The 15,398-nt window shown below is 72.7% G+C and carries 14 protein-coding genes; 6 read left to right on the top strand and 8 right to left on the bottom strand.

What is annotated here, in order from left to right; translation table 11 throughout:
- The first annotated feature begins 168 nt into the window (after positions 1 to 168).
- Positions 169 to 1,884, top strand: coding sequence for a protein kinase (locus ABZ374_RS19060; RefSeq protein ID WP_360312398.1), 1,716 nt, complete (start codon positions 169 to 171; stop codon positions 1,882 to 1,884).
- Positions 1,885 to 1,906: 22 nt separating this feature from the next.
- Here ABZ374_RS19060 and ABZ374_RS19055 read toward each other — a convergent pair whose 3' ends face one another.
- The gene (locus ABZ374_RS19055; RefSeq protein ID WP_360312396.1) at positions 1,907 to 2,389 is read right to left on the bottom strand and encodes a MarR family transcriptional regulator; all 483 of its coding nucleotides are present in this window, start codon (positions 2,387 to 2,389) and stop codon (positions 1,907 to 1,909) included.
- Positions 2,390 to 2,497: 108 nt separating this feature from the next.
- On the opposite strand from ABZ374_RS19055, the gene ABZ374_RS19050 reads away from it, so the two are divergent.
- Positions 2,498 to 3,247, top strand: coding sequence for a dienelactone hydrolase family protein (locus tag ABZ374_RS19050; protein ID WP_360312480.1), 750 nt, complete (start codon positions 2,498 to 2,500; stop codon positions 3,245 to 3,247).
- Positions 3,248 to 3,280: 33 nt separating this feature from the next.
- Here ABZ374_RS19050 and ABZ374_RS19045 read toward each other — a convergent pair whose 3' ends face one another.
- From ABZ374_RS19045 to ABZ374_RS19030, 4 genes are all read right to left on the bottom strand, one after another.
- A complete protein-coding gene (locus ABZ374_RS19045) occupies positions 3,281 to 3,631 on the bottom strand; it encodes an AQJ64_40280 family protein (RefSeq protein WP_360312394.1) in 351 nt (116 codons plus the stop codon).
- A 111-nt stretch (positions 3,632 to 3,742) separates the two neighbouring features.
- Positions 3,743 to 4,531, bottom strand: a complete 789-nt coding sequence (locus ABZ374_RS19040; RefSeq protein WP_360312392.1) for a metalloregulator ArsR/SmtB family transcription factor — start codon at positions 4,529 to 4,531, stop codon at positions 3,743 to 3,745.
- A 119-nt stretch (positions 4,532 to 4,650) separates the two neighbouring features.
- The gene (locus ABZ374_RS19035; protein WP_360312478.1) at positions 4,651 to 7,125 is read right to left on the bottom strand and encodes an ATP-binding protein; all 2,475 of its coding nucleotides are present in this window, start codon (positions 7,123 to 7,125) and stop codon (positions 4,651 to 4,653) included.
- 642 nt (positions 7,126 to 7,767) lie between these two features.
- Positions 7,768 to 8,538, bottom strand: coding sequence for an alpha/beta hydrolase (locus ABZ374_RS19030; protein WP_360312390.1), 771 nt, complete (start codon positions 8,536 to 8,538; stop codon positions 7,768 to 7,770).
- Between the two features lie 222 nt (positions 8,539 to 8,760).
- Here ABZ374_RS19030 and ABZ374_RS19025 point away from each other — a divergent pair, with 222 nt between their 5' ends.
- Complete coding sequence (locus ABZ374_RS19025; protein ID WP_360312388.1) at positions 8,761 to 9,705, top strand: Ku protein; 945 nt, start codon at positions 8,761 to 8,763, stop codon at positions 9,703 to 9,705.
- A gap of 28 nt (positions 9,706 to 9,733) precedes the next feature.
- Here ABZ374_RS19025 and ABZ374_RS19020 read toward each other — a convergent pair whose 3' ends face one another.
- Positions 9,734 to 10,018: a hypothetical protein gene (locus tag ABZ374_RS19020; RefSeq protein ID WP_360312386.1), complete on the bottom strand. Its 285-nt coding sequence runs from the start codon at positions 10,016 to 10,018 to the stop codon at positions 9,734 to 9,736.
- 579 nt (positions 10,019 to 10,597) lie between these two features.
- On the opposite strand from ABZ374_RS19020, the gene ABZ374_RS19015 reads away from it, so the two are divergent.
- Positions 10,598 to 11,896: a sensor histidine kinase gene (locus ABZ374_RS19015; RefSeq protein ID WP_360312384.1), complete on the top strand. Its 1,299-nt coding sequence runs from the start codon at positions 10,598 to 10,600 to the stop codon at positions 11,894 to 11,896.
- A complete protein-coding gene (locus ABZ374_RS19010) occupies positions 11,896 to 12,414 on the top strand; it encodes an HAD domain-containing protein (RefSeq protein WP_360312476.1) in 519 nt (172 codons plus the stop codon). Before ABZ374_RS19015 ends, ABZ374_RS19010 begins: the two co-directional genes overlap by 1 nt.
- Positions 12,415 to 12,451: 37 nt before the next feature.
- On the opposite strand, the gene ABZ374_RS19005 is transcribed toward ABZ374_RS19010, so the two are convergent.
- On the bottom strand, positions 12,452 to 13,354 hold the full coding sequence (locus ABZ374_RS19005) for an LLM class flavin-dependent oxidoreductase (RefSeq protein ID WP_360312382.1): 903 nt from the start codon (positions 13,352 to 13,354) through the stop codon (positions 12,452 to 12,454).
- Between the two features lie 228 nt (positions 13,355 to 13,582).
- Between ABZ374_RS19005 and casB the strand changes: the two genes are divergently transcribed.
- Positions 13,583 to 14,185, top strand: coding sequence for a type I-E CRISPR-associated protein Cse2/CasB (casB, locus tag ABZ374_RS19000; protein WP_360312380.1), 603 nt, complete (start codon positions 13,583 to 13,585; stop codon positions 14,183 to 14,185).
- A 47-nt stretch (positions 14,186 to 14,232) separates the two neighbouring features.
- Here casB and ABZ374_RS18995 read toward each other — a convergent pair whose 3' ends face one another.
- Complete coding sequence (locus tag ABZ374_RS18995) at positions 14,233 to 15,393, bottom strand: hypothetical protein (protein ID WP_360312378.1); 1,161 nt, start codon at positions 15,391 to 15,393, stop codon at positions 14,233 to 14,235.
- Between the last annotated feature and the right edge of the window lie 5 nt (positions 15,394 to 15,398).

Raw genomic sequence — 15,398 nt, 5'->3', positions numbered from 1 at the left:
GGCCGACGCCCGCCCCTCCACCCGTGCCCGGCATCGACGAACCGCGCACGCCGCTCGTCCCGGCCACGCGCGCCGTGTCCGGGCTCGCCTCGGCCCGCGAACGTGCCGCGGTATGCGGGTGGTCGGGCCGGCGTCCGCGACCGCCCCCCGCCCGACGGGTGCCGTACCGTGGCTGCGGCAACGGCGGTCGAGCAGCGGGGGCACTCGGGTATGCGGGTACTTGCAGGGCGGTACGAACTGGTGCGGTTGGTGGGCCGAGGCGGCATGGGGGAGGTCTGGCAGGGCGTCGACCGCGAGCTCGGGCGCACCGTGGCCGTGAAGGTGTTGCCCGCCGAACTCACCCGTCACGAGGAGTTCCGCCAACGATTCCGCCGGGAGGCCCGGACCAGCGCCGCCCTGTCCCACCACGGTGTGGCGACGTTGCACGACGTGGGCGAGGACGTCGACGGTGGCGACACCGTCCCGTTCCTGGTCATGGAGTACATCGACGGCAACACCCTGACCGACGCGCTGCGCACCGGCCCGCTGCCGATCGCGCGGGCGGTGGCGATCGCCCGCGATGTCGCCGACGCCCTGGTGCACAGTCACGGCCTGGGGGTGATCCACCGGGACATCAAGCCGTCGAACGTGATGGTCACCGAGTCCGGCGCGATCAAGGTGCTCGACTTCGGCATCGCCAAGGCACTCGCCGAGACGACGACGCGGTTGACCGCGACCGGACTCATGGTCGGCACGCCGGCGTACCTGTCGCCCGAGCAGATCGACGGGGAAGCGGTCGACGCGCGTTCCGACGTCTACTCGCTCGGCTGCCTGCTCTACGAACTGCTGACCGGGCAACCGCCGTTCACCGGAGATTCGCCGTTCGCGGTGATGAACCAACACCTGACCAAGACACCGCCGCCACCGTCGGCGCTGCGGGCGGACGTGCCGGGCGGGATCGACACACTCGCACTGTCGGCACTCGCCAAGTCACCGGCACAGCGGTACGCCGACGCGGCGGCGTTCCGGTCGGCGTTGGAATCGGCGCAACGGGCCCTGAGCGCCGACGTCACGGCGGTCGCGCCGCACGGCCTGCCGACCGCCACGGGCACACCGCCGTCACCGGCCTGGGCCGGACGGCCCGCGCCGGCCCGGTCCGCGGCGGCGGTCACCCTGGTGCCGCCGCCCCCGCGGCCCGCCGCGCCGCCGATGGGGTCGCCCGGGGCCGGGGCGGGATTCGGGGGTGGTTTCGACGCCGGACCCCGGGTCGTTTCCGGAGCCGTTCCCGGCGCCGGGCCCTGGCCCGGATCCGGCGCCGGGCCGGGGTACGCACCGGGGTTCGGGGCCGGTCCCGGGTTCGGGGCCGAGCGCGGGAGGCCGCAGTCGCCGTGGCAGATTCGCTACCGCTTCACCGAGGCGGGGGCCATCGCGGTGGTGGGCTGGGTGTTGCTGCTGATCTCCACGATCGCGCTCGTCCGGTTCGAGCGGCCGGTCCCGGTCGTCCTCATTCCCGCCGCCGAAGTCGCGCTGGTGCTCTCCCTGGTGGCGCTGCTGTGGTCGGCTCGGCTGAGTGTCACGATCAGTTGGGCATATGTGGTCTCGCTCAACTACGCGGCCCTGGGGGCGCCGACCTGGATCCACGCGCTGCCGTTCCTGGGGCTCGTACCGTTCGCGCTCGCGGGTTTCGTCCGCCGTCGGCACAACCCCTCGGTCCTGACCGGTCTGTTGTGGGTGGCGTTCGCCGCCGCCTGGTGGGCCCAGACCGAGTACCGGGCCCCCGGCCCCCGCGAGGGCGGTTACACCCTGGTCGTGCTGATCGTGGTCGCCGTGAGCGGCGTGCGCGGGTTGGCCGAGCGCGTGTCCCCCACCCCCTCCGCCGCCGACTCCGCGAACCTGCGGCCATAGGCCACACGGACCATGGCCCGGCTCAGGACGGTTGGGAGTGGTGGTCCAGCAAACGGGTGAGCAGTTGCACGAATTGCTCGCGTTCGGCCGGGGTCAGCGGGGCGAGCAGTTCGTCGTGCAGGACGTCCAGGACCCGGTCGAGGCGGCGCAGCTGTCGGCGGCCCGAGGGGGAGATGGTGATGACGTTGCGGCGCTGGTCGCGGGGGTCCGGCGTGCGCTCGACGAGGTCGCGCTCGGCCAGTTCGTTGAGCACGCCGACCAGGTCGCTGCGGTAGATGCCGGTACGCCCGCTCAGCGCCGCCTGGCTGCCCGGTCCGAGGTCCTGGAGCGAGGCCAGGACGGCGTAGTGCCACTTGCGGGCGTCGACTCGGGCCAGCCCCTCGTTGATCAGCCGGTCCGACCGCGTGGTGAGCTGCGACAACAGTCGGCTCGCCCGTCGACGCAGCCGGTCGGGCGTCCGGGGCGCGCCGTCGTCGGGCAGGTTCGGGGCTTCGGCTTCGATCATGGCCCACATCCTACCGTTGCGTTAGTCGGACTAACGATATACGTTCGCTCGTGCCGACGGCGTCGGTGCGGCCGACGCCGTCGAGCGAACTCGGAAGGAAACCCCACCATTCCCAGCAAGACACTGTCGATTCCCACCCCCGACGGCCGGGCCGACGCCTTCGCCGCCTTCCCCGACGGGAACGAGCGGCACCCGGGAGTGCTGCTGTACACGGACGCCTTCGGTCTGCGGCCGGTGCCGGCGGCGCTGGCCCGCGAACTGGCCGGGCACGGCTACTACGTGCTCGTCCCCAACCTCCACTACCGACACGGCCCGGCGCCGGCGGTCGAACTCCCGGACCACATCGGCGAGGACGTCCTACCCGAGGTCGTCGACCGGCTGATGCCCCTGCTCCGGGCGCACACCGTCGAGAGCGGCCGGCGCGACGCCGACGCCTACCTCGACTTCCTCACCACCCGGGCCGAGGTCGGCGCCGGCCCGGTCGCTGTGGTCGGCTACTGCCTCGGCACCCTCTTCGCGATGCGCACCGCGGCGGCCCACCCCGACCGAGTGGCCGCGGTCGCCGGATTCCACCCCGGCTTCGTGGTCGGCGACGCGCCCGACAGCCTGCACCGCCTGATCCCCACGCTCACCGCCGAGGTGCATCTCGGTCTGGCCGAAGGCGACCTGACACCCGAGATCGTCGGCGAGCTCTACCAAGCCCTGGACGCCGCAGGCGTCGGCCACACCACCGAGATCTACCCCGACACGACCCACGGCTTCACCATGGCCGACACCGACGCCTTCAGCGCCGCCGGGCTGCAGCGCCACTGGGACCGGCTGCTCGACCTCCTCGGCCGCACCCTGGTCCGCGGCTGAGGCTCCGGCTCGGCCAAGCGCCCGGGTTCTGCCCTATCCCAGGGCGTCGTGCAGCGCCGTGGGCACGTCCTCGCCCAGCAGAAAGTGCGTGGTCGTACCGGGCAGCGTGGGCAACGCCGCCCAGTGGGTGACGGGTTCGGCGCCGGGGCGGCCGTACGGCAGTCGCACGACGCGGTCGGAGTCGACGAAGCAGTCGTGCCGCTCGACGCCGTCCTCGTCGATGTGGCGCGCGGCGAAGCGCATGGGCATCACCAGCCAGAAGTCCTGCCCGGACTCGGGGTCGTCCGCGTGCGTGGGATAGCGGCCCGTCGTCGCCGCTGCCACGGGCATGCCGTCCAAGGGCAGTCGTTCGCGGGCGTCCACCCACTCCACCGTCACGTGCATCCGCGCTCCCGATTCCGGTCCTGCTGGGATTACTTCAACGAAGCGACCCGCCCGCCGGTTCCGCTCCCGGCGGGCGGTCGACCCGGTGCGCGGAGTGCGGGCGGGGGTCTTTCAGTCGTGTGCGGGCGGCATCTCCCACGGCGCCTGGGGGAGGATCTCACCGGTCTCCAGCAGCGACTTGAGGTTCGCCAGTACGGCCGGCCAGCCATGCGAAATGCCGTCGAGCATCGCGAGGTCGGCCAGGTTCTCGTGGGTCACGGTGAGCCGCACGATGTCCTGGTGCGGTTCGACGAGGAAGGTGACGACGGACGGTTCGCGCGTCGCCTCGGCGTCGGGGGAATCCTCGAAGGTGATGACCAGGCGGGTCGGGGGCTCCGTTTCGAGCACCCGACCGACGACGTCGACGGCGCCCGATCCGTCGGTGCGCCGGTGCTCCCAGGCCGACCCCGGCCGCCAGTCCGAGACGTTGGCGTGGCCCCAGTATCGGGCCGTCAGGTCGGCGTCGGTCAGGGCCTGCCACACCTGGTCGGCGCTCGCCCGGATGTAGGTGACGTAGACGTAGTCGGGCACGGGTTCGGGTGCGTTGGTCATGGCGTACTCCTCTGCCTGTTTCCTGATGGCACTGATCGCTTGCAGACGGGGCTTCTCGAAGCCCGAGATCCAGCGCTCGTCGATCTCGTGGATCGGTGCCGGGTTGAGGTAGTGCAGCCGCTCCCGGCCGCGCCGCACGACGGTCACGAGGTTGGCCCGCACCAGAATGTCCAGATGCTGGGTCGCCGACTGGCGTGCCATGTCCAGGCGTTCGCACAGTTCGCGCAGCGTTTGGCCGTTGTGTTCGTGCAGCCGGTCGAGCAGCAGGCGTCGGGTGGGGTCGGCCAGTGCTTTGAAAATCGAGTCCATCGCTCTCGCTTCGAGGCTCACGATCAATTATGCAGGCAAATACCTGCCTATTGTCAATCGCGAGGTCGACGACCGGTCGCAGGGTGTTCGCCCGGGTCGGCGCGCTTCGGCGCGAGGGCTCAGGAGGCGGGTTCCGCCGGGAGGTCGTCCGGCTCGGGCTCGGGCCGGGGCTCGGTGGAGGCGGGGAGGGTGAGGATCATGGTCAGGCCGCCGCCGGGGGTGTCCTCGGCGGCGAGCGAGCCGTGCATGGCCTCGGCGAAGCCGCGGGCGACCGCGAGTCCCAGGCCGACGCCACGACTTCGGGGGGCGTCGCCGTGTCGGGCGAAGGCTTCGAAGACGCGGTCCTTGGCGTCGTCGGGCAGGCCGGGGCCGCGGTCGACCACGCGCAGTTCGACGCGGTCGCGGACCACCTCGGCGGCGACGATCACGGGTGTTTCGGGCGGGGTGTGCAGGACGGCGTTCTCGACCAGATTCGCCACCACGCGGTCCAGCAGCTCGGGGTCGGCACGCACGGTCGGCAGCGTGCCGGGCACCGACACCCGTACCGCCGTCCGCGCGACTCGGGCCACCGCGCCCGGGACCACCTCCTCCAACGCGATGTCGCTCGGCAGCGGCTCGATCGTGCCCATGCGCAGCCGGCTCATGTCGAGCAGATTGCCGATCAGTTGGTCGAGCCGATCCGCGCCCGCCTCGATGGTGGCCAGCAACTCGGCCCGCTCCGCCCGCGCCCAGTCCACCTCGTGCGAACGCAGGCCGGACGCGCCGGCCTTGATCACGGCCAAGGGCGCGCGCAGATCCCGGGCGACGAGGGCGAACAGGGCGGTGTCGACACTGTGCCCCTCGCCGAGCCGACGGGCCTCGGCGGCCTCGGCGACCAGGGTGCGGCGTTCCAGGGCCAGCGCGGCCTGCGCGGCGAACGCGCCCAGGACGGCGCGCGTGTCGGCGGGCAGCGCGCGACCGGACAACACCAGCGCGAGCGACTCGTCCACCGGCACCTCGACGTCCGCGGTATCGGGCCGGGTCGGCGGATTGGGGCCGATCGAGCCGACGCTCTCCCAGGGCCCGCACGATCCGTCGCGTTGCAGCACGGCCACCGACTCCACCCCGAACGTCCTGCGGACCCGTTCGAGCAGCGCGGGTAACGCTCCTTCACCGCGCAGTACGCTGCCGGCCAGAAAGCTCAGCGTGTCCGCCTCCGCCTGGCTGCGCGCGGCCTGCTGCGCGCGCCGCGCCGCCAGGTCGACGACCGAGGCCACCGCCAGGGCGATCACCACGAAGACCACGAGGGCGAGCACGTTGCCCGGCGCGGCGATCTTCAGGGTGTGCGTCGGCGCGGTCAGGTAGTAGTCCAGCAACAACGATCCGACCACGGCCGTGCTGACCGCCTGCCACAGGCCGCCGAACAGGGCGACCCCGACGGTCAGGGCCAGGAACAGCAGCATGTCGCCGGGCAGCGCCACACCGCCGCGCATCGGTACGAGCACGGCGGCCGGCACCAGTGGGCCGAGCAGGGCGACCGCCCAACTCGCCACCGCCCGGCCCCGGGCGGTGCCGGAGCGTTTGGGCGTGGTGTCCCGGCCGCGGCCGACGTGTTCGTGCGTGACGATGTGCGTGTCGATGTCGCCGGAGCGGGCGGCGAAGGTGGCGCCGACGCCGGGGCCGCGGACGTACTGCCAGGATCTGCGTCGGCTGCCGCCCAGCACCACCTGCGTGGCGTCGACCCCCCGGGCGAAGTCGAGCAGGGCACCGGGCACGTCGTCGCCGACCACGGAGTGGAACGTGCCGCCCAGCGAGTCCACCAGGCGGCGCTGACGGACCAGGTCGGCGGGCGAGCAGCCGGACGGGGCGTTGCTGCGCGCGACGTGCACCGCCAGCAGTTCCCCGCCCGGCCCCCGACCGGCGATCCGGGCCGCGCGCCGGATCAGCGTGTCGCCCTCGGGCCCGCCGGTCAGCGCGACCACCACCCGCTCGCGGGCCCGCCACGCTGCGTCGATCCCGTGGTCGTGGCGGTACTCGCGCAGGTACTCGTCCACCCGGTCCGCCACCCACAGCAGCGCCAGCTCCCGCAACGCCGTCGGATTCCCCGGCCGGAAGCGGTCGGCCGACGCCGCGGCCTCGGGCGGATACACGTTTCCGTGCGCGGGCCGCCGCCGCAGGGCCTCCGGCGCCGGATCCACGAGCTGGACCTGGTCCGCGCGACGCACCACGCCGTCCGGCACCGTCTCGTGCTGCGCCACACCGGTGATCGACTCGACCACGGCGTTGAGCGATTCGAGGTGTTGCACGTTCACCGTCGAGATCACGTCGATCCCGGCGTCGAGCAGTTGCTCGACGTCCTGCCAGCGCTTCTTGTGGCGCGAACCGGGCGCGTTGGTGTGCGCGAGTTCGTCCACCAGCACGACCTGCGGTCGACGGGCGATCACCGCGTCCACGTCCATCTCGGTGAACGAGCCGCACCGATGCGACAGTTGCCTGCGCGGCACGACCTCCAGGCCGGCGAGCAGCTCCTCGGTGCGGGGTCGTCCGTGGCACTCCACGACACCGACCACCACATCCGTACCGTGCCGTAGTCCGCGCCGTGCCTCGTCGAGCATCGCGTACGTCTTGCCCACCCCGGGCGCCGCACCGAGATAGACCCGCAACCGGCCCCGCCGGCAGTCCTCGACGGCGGGGCCGGCCGGCCCCGAGACAGCGGGATCCGGCGAACTCCGGACTCCGACCCGTCCGTGCCTCACCGGCACCCACCCCTTCCATCGGCCGCCCCAACCCGCAAAGAGGTCAAAACCAACCCCACCGCCCCCGTGCCCCGAACACCCCGACGACCGACCCCGGACATTGTCGTGCACAACCCCCGTCCCGGGGCTGCGTCCGGCCGGCGGCGTGAACGGCCGGGCGACGGGACCGCGGAGGGGGCGGCGAGCTGCGGCCGTCCGGGGCCGACCCGAGGGGCCGGCCCCACCGGGACCGCCGGGCGGGGCGGGGCGCGGATGCGGGCGGGCCGCGCGTGCCGGGGTCGGGCTGCCGCGCGAGGCCGCGCTGATCCGGTTCGATTCGCCCGGCGCCCGGGACGGACCGGTCGTGCTCGGCGGATACGGCTCGCCGCGCAACTCGCCCCGGGTACCGTCTGCGCCGCGCCGCGCCGTGCGCTCGTCTGTGCCGCCCGTGCGCGCCGGGCCCGCCGGGGGCCCGGCCGGTCGCCCGCCCTGCCGGGTGGGCCCGGCGGTGCGGCGGCGGGGTCATGGCTCCGGGAGGAAGGTGTCGAGCATGGGGCTGAGGAGGTGGGTGCGCCGGGGGACGGCCATGTGGGTGGTGTCCGGGAGGATGGCCAACTGGGCGGCGGGGATCAGTTCGTGCATGCGTGCGGCGTGCTCGATGCGGATGAAGTCGGTGTCGCCGAGCACGAGGAGCGTGGGGGCGGCGATCGCACGCAGCTCGTCCTCCGTCCACTCGACGAAGCCGTGGGCCAGTGGCTGGAGCTTGGCCAGGGTGGCCTCGAAGTGGGTGGGATCGGGGGCGACCCGGGTGTAGGCGTCGACCATCGCCGCGAAGTCGGCCTCGGTCGGCAGTCGTGGGGAGGTCTGCTCGGGCGCGGTGATCTCCGCGTGATAGCCGTCGTGTCGGTAGTGCGTCGCGAGCAGGACGAGGTGGTCGATCCGTTCCGGGTGCCGTACGGCCGTCCGCAGCGCGACCAGGCCGCCGAGGCTGTAGCCCAGGAAGTCGGCACGTTCGATACCGAGCAGGTCCAGCACCGCGACGACGTCGTCGGAGAAGACCTCCAACGACATCGCGCGCTCGCCGTCCGCCGTGTGGCCGTGCCCCTGGAACTCGACCGCGATCACCCGACGGTTCGCGGCGAGCGAGGGCAGCAGCGCGGCGAAGCTCAGGCCGACGGTCTGCGCGCCACCGTGCAGCACGACCAGCGGCGGACCGTCGTCGCCGTGCAACTCGTAGTACATCTCGATGCCGTTCACCGGGGCGTATCCGCCGGTGGGGGCGTTGGCCGTCATCGTGCTCTCCTCGGGCGTGGGTCGGGTCGGGGCAAGCGGTCATCTGAGGGGACTCTCCATCACCCCGAAACTCATCGCGGCACACCGTCCGCCCCGCCGTCGGCCGAGCGCATTCACCCCCCTCCCCCGGGGATCGGACCGGGTGGGCGTCCGAGGCGTGCGGTGCCGGGGTGACCTACCGTTGGAGATGGTTATTTCATATCAAATCGGTCAGGGGTTGGTATGCGGGCGACATGGAAGGGCGCAATCTCGTTCGGACTGGTGAGTATCTCGGTCCAGCTTTATCCGGCCACGTCCGAGCATCGGTCGCCGGGGCATCAGGTGCATCGCGGCGACGGCGGGCGAATCCGCTACAAGCGGGTGTGCGAGCTGGACGGCGAGGAGGTCGTCTTCGCCGACATCGCGAAGGCGTACGAGGCGGCGGACGGGACCCAGGTCGTCCTCACCGACGAGGACATGTCCGAGCTGCCGCTGCCGAGCAAGAAGATCGTCGACGTACTGGCCTTCGTGGACGAGGCCGCGATCGATCCGTTGATGTTGTCCAAGCCCTACTACCTGGGGCCCGCGTCGTCGGCGGCGGCCAAGCCGTACGTGTTGATCCGCGAGGCGCTCGCCGGTCGGTCCCGGGCGGCGGTCACGAAGATCACCCTCTCCACGCGCGAGAGCCTGGCGCTGGTCCGCGCCCAGGGCGAGATCCTGACCCTCCAGACGATGTTGTGGCCCGACGAACTCCGCGCGCCCGACGGCATCGCCCCCACCGAGAAGGTCATCATCCGCCCGCAGGAGCTGAAGATGGCCGCCTCGTTGATGGACACCCTCAGTGAGGATTTCGACCTGGACGAGGTGCACGACGACTATCAGCGCGCGATGGACGCCCTGGTCGAGGCAAAGGCCACCGGCGGGCATCCCGAGGCGGAGGAGGTCGTTCGGGACGAGGGCGAGAGCAACGTGGTCGACCTGATGTCCGTGCTCACCGCGAGCGTGAAGGCCGCCGAGAAGGGCCACGCCAAGCCGGCGAAGGAGACGGACGGCAAGACGCGGACGACGACGAGGAGCCGGCCGGCGGCGAAGAGCACGAGCGGCCGTGCCGCCGCGAAGAAGAGTACGAGCAGCCGCGCAGAGGCGAAGAAGAGTACGAGCACCCGGCCGCGCCGGAAGACCGGCTGAAGATCGCCGCCGCGGTCGGCCGCGGCGATCAGGCGGGGTCCGTCGACTCCCGGGCGAGGGCGTCCAGGGCGGCCAGCTTGAGCAGGTCGCGATCGGGCGCGCCGTCCGCACCCGCGGCGGCCCGGGCGGTGATCAGCGCCCGCATCGCGGACAGCCGAGCGGCCCGGCCCCGATGGAGCGCGTCCTCGTCGCCGACCTCGGCGGCGCGCAGGCAGGCGAGGTGCGCACGCTCGAACCCGAGCTGGACGTCGAGCAGCGGGAGCAGGTGTTCGGGCAGTGGGTCGGGCGTGCGATCAGGCAAGCGTTCGGACATGTGTTCGAGGATAGGCCCTGTGGCTCGAACTCGTCGCCCGTCGGACAAGTCCGGTGCCACCGGGTGCCGGATCGACGTGGAACATCGCGCCGCGGGTCGCGGGCACGGCGGGTGCCGGCGCGCCGACTCCTGCGGGTGAGCCGGAACCTGCCGAGGTGGCGGCCGGGTGCCCGGCCTCGCCCGGAGCCTCGCGCCGAGCGGCTTCGCACCCGCCCGGCCGGCCCGCGCGGGCGGGGTGCGCGGGCGGGGTGCGCGGGGTGGCATCCTCAAGTCCGAGGACTGTGGCGGCCGCTTCGCGGGCCGGCGGGTCCGAGAAGTTCACCGACGTCGACGACGGCGCTTCCTTGTCCATGGCCGGCCCATCCGGCATGGGTGTATCGGGATGAGACAAACAATTCGGGTAATCGGTGTAAAGCTTCGTAATGCTTGTCGATCGGGCGACAAGAGGGGGTCTAGCTCCACCGACTCGGCCGGTTTGCTCGTCGCATACTGGCGAGGGGCCCGTGCGGCCGATGCACCGAAACCCTGGGGAAGGGCGCGGGACGGATGGAAAATGCGGGTTCGGGCGGTGGGGCGCGAATGCGGGCGAGGGGTGGGGGCTTCTCCTTCTCGGGCGGGCTCGTGGCGTTGGGGCGGTCGCTCGCGTTGTGGGGGCTGTCCTTCGTGGCGGCGCTGTTGTCGCTCGCGGTGTCCGTCGTGGTGTTGTTGCTCGGCACCGGCCTGGGGCTGGTCCTGGTGGCACCGGTCGTGCGGGCGGTGCGGGGGCTCGCGGATCGGCAACGCGCGCTGGCGTATCGGTGGTCGGACGTGCGGATCCCGGTGAGCTACCTGCCCGAGCCGGCGCCCGGTGAACGCGGCTTCCTCGCGCGGCTGCGGTGGATCGTCCGGGATCCGCAGACGTGGCGCGACTGGCTCTGGTTGGCGATCGACCCGATCGTCGGCGCGGCGCTCGCGATCGGGCCGGCCGCGTTGCTCCTCGGCGGCTGCTGGGCGATCGGGTTGGGGTTCTACGGCGTCCCGTTGTCGCAGGAGTGGGAGGGCCTTCGGTATCTGTTCATCCCCGTCCGGGACCAGACCACGGCCACCCTCGCCGCGCTCCTGGGCGTGTTGCAGTTGCCGGCGGCGCTGTGGCTGGCGCCGCGTTCGGTGCGCCTGCACGCCCGCTACACCCGGGCCGTGCTCGCGCCGAGCGAGAAGGCGCAGATGGCGTCCCGGATCGAGCGGCTCACCGCGACCCGCGCCGAGGCGGCCGACACGCAGTCCGCCGAGATCCGGCGAATCGAGCGCGACCTGCACGACGGCGCGCAGGCCCGTCTGGTCGCGATGGGCATGACGCTCGGCGCGGCCGAACACCTGCTGGAACGCGATCCCGCCGCCGTACGCGAACTGCTCGTGGAGGCCCGTGAGTCCTCGTCGAAGGCGCTGGAGGAACTGCGCGACCTGGTCCGCGGCATCCACCCGCCGATCCTGGCCGACCGGGGCCTGGGCGACGCGGTGCGCTCGCTCGCCATGATCTGCCCGCTCGACGCACAGGTCGACATCGACCTGCCGGGGCGGCCGGAGGCACCGGTGGAGTCGGCCGCCTATTTCGCCGTCTCCGAGGTGCTCACCAACGCCGCCAAGCACTCGGGGGCCGACCGGGTCCGGATCGAGATCGGCCACGATCTCGGGCTGCTCCGGATGGAGATCACCGACGACGGCCGAGGCGGCGCGGACCCCGGCCGGGGCAGCGGCCTGCGCGGCATCGAGCGCCGGCTCGCCCCCTTCGACGGGGTGCTGACCGTGACCAGCCCACCCGGCGGTCCGACCCGGGTGACCATGCGGATCCCGTGCACACTGTCCACGTCGCGGACCATCACCTCCTCCGGGGCCGGGTGATGTCGGTGCCGATGCAACGTCCGCTGCTGTTTCTCGACGTCGACGGGCCGCTGCTTCCGTTCGGGGCGGCCGAGTATCCCGACCATGGCGCCGATCCCGAGGCGTGCGATGCCGACGCGAATCCGCTGTTGGCCAGGCTCGACCCCGGGCACGGGCTCCGGTTGTCGCGGCTGCCGTGCGACCTGGTGTGGGCCACGGCCTGGATGGAGGAGGCGAACACCCATATCGCCCCGCGGCTGGGTCTGCCGGCGTTGGACGTGGTGGTCTGGCCGGAACAGACCGAGGTCGACGACCGCGACGAGCGGGCCGGGCTGCATTGGAAGACCCGCGCACTGGTCGGTCGGGCGGGGGGCCGGGCGTTCGTCTGGGTGGACGACGAGATCACCGATGTCGATCGGGCGTGGGTCGCCGTGCATCACGAGGGTGCCGCGCTGCTGCATCGTGTCGACCCGCGCCGGGGTCTGACCGACGACGACTTCGCCGCCGTCGCCGCCTGGCTCGGCATCGTGCCGTCCTGATCCGGTGCGCGTCGGCGGGGCGGGTTCGACCGGTCGGTCAGGGGGTGTTGCCGCGGTTGCGGGTCACCGAGTCGCGGACGGCGGGGACGATCTCGGCGGCCCAGCGGTGGTGTTGGGCGGGATCGTCGGATTCGGCGCCGAAGATGAAGGTGTCCATGCCGAATCGCAGCACCAGCGCGGTGAGTTCCTCGACCCACTGGCGGGGCGGGCCGACCAGGAAGCCGTTGGAGGGGCCGTCGGTGATCGCCCCGAAGACGTTGTAGACGCGTCGGATGTCGGCGGGATCGCGCCCGGCCTCGGCCGCGCCGTCGTCGATGCGGCGTTGCATGTCGGGCAGTTTCTCGGGCGTCGCATAACTGTTCGAGGGGCACCAGCCGTCCGCCTTGCGCCCGAGCATGTCCAGCAGGCGCGGGCCCAGCACGCCGAGCCAGATGCCCATCGGGTGCACCGGGCGCGGCCCGGGATGCACGCCCGCGAGCTGGTAGTGCCGACCGGTGTAGCGCACCGAGCGCTCCGCGGACCACATCAGGCGGACGATGTCGACCGCTTCCTCCAGCGCGCTCGCCGCCTCACCCGGGGTACGCGCGGGGCCACCCATCGCCCCGATGGCTTCCCAGAACGCGCCCGCCCCCAGGCCCAGTTCGAATCGCCCACCGGAGAGCACATCCAGGCTGGCCGCCGCCTTGGCCAGCACCGCCGGCGGCCGCAGCGGCAGATTCGCCACGTCCGGGAACACCCGCACCCGCCGGGTGTTCGCCAGGATCACGGCCATCAGCGACCAGGTGTCCAGGAATCGGCTCTGGTAGGGGTGGTCCTGCACACCGACGAGATCGAGACCCTCACGCTCGGCCATGCTCGCGAGCGCGAGGATCTCGTCGACCCGTGAGCTGTCCGGGGTGGGAAAGACACCGAACTCCAACGGACGCCCATAATCGGTCATATCTCCCATTCTAGGCGGCGGGTCGCACCTTCGTGGACGGTCGCGGTGCGGCGTGTCCCGGGGTGCGGGTGTCCGGGTCCGGGGAAGGACCCGTGGTCACAAAAGGCGGTCGTGGTTCGTCATGTTCACGACGGAGTGGCATCGATCCGGGTTCGATGTCGCGGTGCATCCGTCCGTCGACGACAGCAGTGAGGACCACGTCATGCCGTTTCCGACCGAGTGCGCCCGATGACGGCGCCGTCGATCCAGCGTGCCTCCGCCTACTGGGCGCCCTGGGAGCACGCGTTGCACGTGTTCCTGGTCCGGGTCCACGGCGATCGGGCCTTGGCGGCGCGCTTTGCCGACAACGACGCGGGACGCTGCGCCTCGGCCCTGGAGGCGGTCACCGTGCACCTGCCGCACACGCTCGAACGCCGGCGCGCGACGCGGGCCGTCACGCAGGCGGTCAGGCTGTACCTGATCCACCAGGGACGGACCGCCACGTCGCCGCATCGTCCGGACGGCACCTCGATCGGCGCGGCCTGCCGCGACCTGTCGTTGCTGATCGCGCCCGAGGGCACCCTCGTACAACGGCGCGGGCGCACCGGTTTCGACGCGGCCGTCGAGGCGGCCGACACGAGCGAACTCGTCGCGCGGCTGAGCACCCTGATGCCCGAACTCCACCGCCGGCGCATCACCCTCGACCACGTGCGCCTGGCGAAGGACCTCCTGTGGTGGGAGACCCCGGTCGGCCGGCGCTACACGCGCAACCGCTGGGAGGAGGACTTCCACGATCTGGGCGGCGGCGAAGGGGGCGGATGGGGGCGGGAGAGGTTCCCGGGTGCGACCTGAGTGGTACGCGCCGCACGCGCCTCGGCCGCCGTCCGCCGGCCCGGCGCTCACCGGGCGGCGGTCGTCGCCGAACCCGTGGGGGGCGAGGTCGAACTCGGGCCCGTGCTGCTCGTGCTCGGGGTGCCGTCGGTCGAGAGGTCCGCGCCCATCGTGGTGGCCGGTCCCGTGGCCGTCGCCTCGCTCTCCGGAGCGGAGGCGGGCGGTGACTGGGAATCGCCCGTGCTCGGGATGTTCGTCGGCGCGGTCGGGCCCGCCGACGGATACCCGTCCGCCCGGATGCCCGCCAGGATCGCGGTGAGCCGGGCCTTGTCCAGGAGCGGGTCCGATTCGACGAAGGCCCCGTCCGCGCGGGTGACCCGTGCGGGCCGGCGCTCGTCGAAGCCGGCCGGTGCCTTGCCGACGCCCACGGCGAACCAGGGCGGGTCGGTGCCGTCGAGATTCGGCGGGTCCACCGTGCCGAAGCGCAGCGCGTACACCGCGTCCTGGGCCTGCGCGCCGACCGAGGCCACCAGCGAGATCAGGTGTTCGCCGGGGGCCAGCAGGCCCTCGTCCAACTGCACCGGCACACCGGTCGGGCGGCGGCTGCCCGTGGCCACGCTCTCGGCGACCCGGTGCACCCGGGCGGCGTCGGCGGCGGGACCGGCCAACGAGGCGACCCCCCAGCCGCCCGACGTCCACTGCCAGGCCAGTTCGATCCGGCCGTCGACCGGAGCCGGTCCGGTCAACCACGCGGCCGGGTGCCCGTTCACCGAGGGGGCGGGCGCGCCCAGGCCGCCCTCGCCACCTGGCAGCCGGTCCGGCGCGTACATCGTCACCGTCCCCCGGGTGGCCGCCACGTCCGGCGCCCCACCCGGCTTCTCCGGACCCAGGATCACCCGCTGGCGGTACTTGCCGGTCTCGTAGATCACCGGCGTGAAGCCGCCCGCCGACCCCACCTGGAAGGCCCGCTGCCGCACGTCGAACGTGCCGCCGGCGGCCGGACCGGTCGCACCGTTGTGCAACGGCGCGGCGATCAACACCGTCACCAGCACCACCAGTGCCACCGCGACGGCGCCGCCCGTCACCGCGAGCGCGCGCCGGATCCGGACCATGCGCCGGCCCTCCCGGATCGCGCGGGCCACGTTGACGCCGGGTTCGTCGGGCGCGGTCTGCGGCGTTTCGCGCAGCCCGGCCAGTAGTCGGGCGCCCTCGTGCTCGTCGGTGTCCATGGCCG

Origin of the sequence: Embleya sp. NPDC005971 (assembly GCF_040629175.1) — a bacterium.
Lineage (GTDB): Bacteria > Actinomycetota > Actinomycetes > Streptomycetales > Streptomycetaceae > Embleya.
This window is presented reverse-complemented; position numbering and strand designations above follow the sequence as displayed.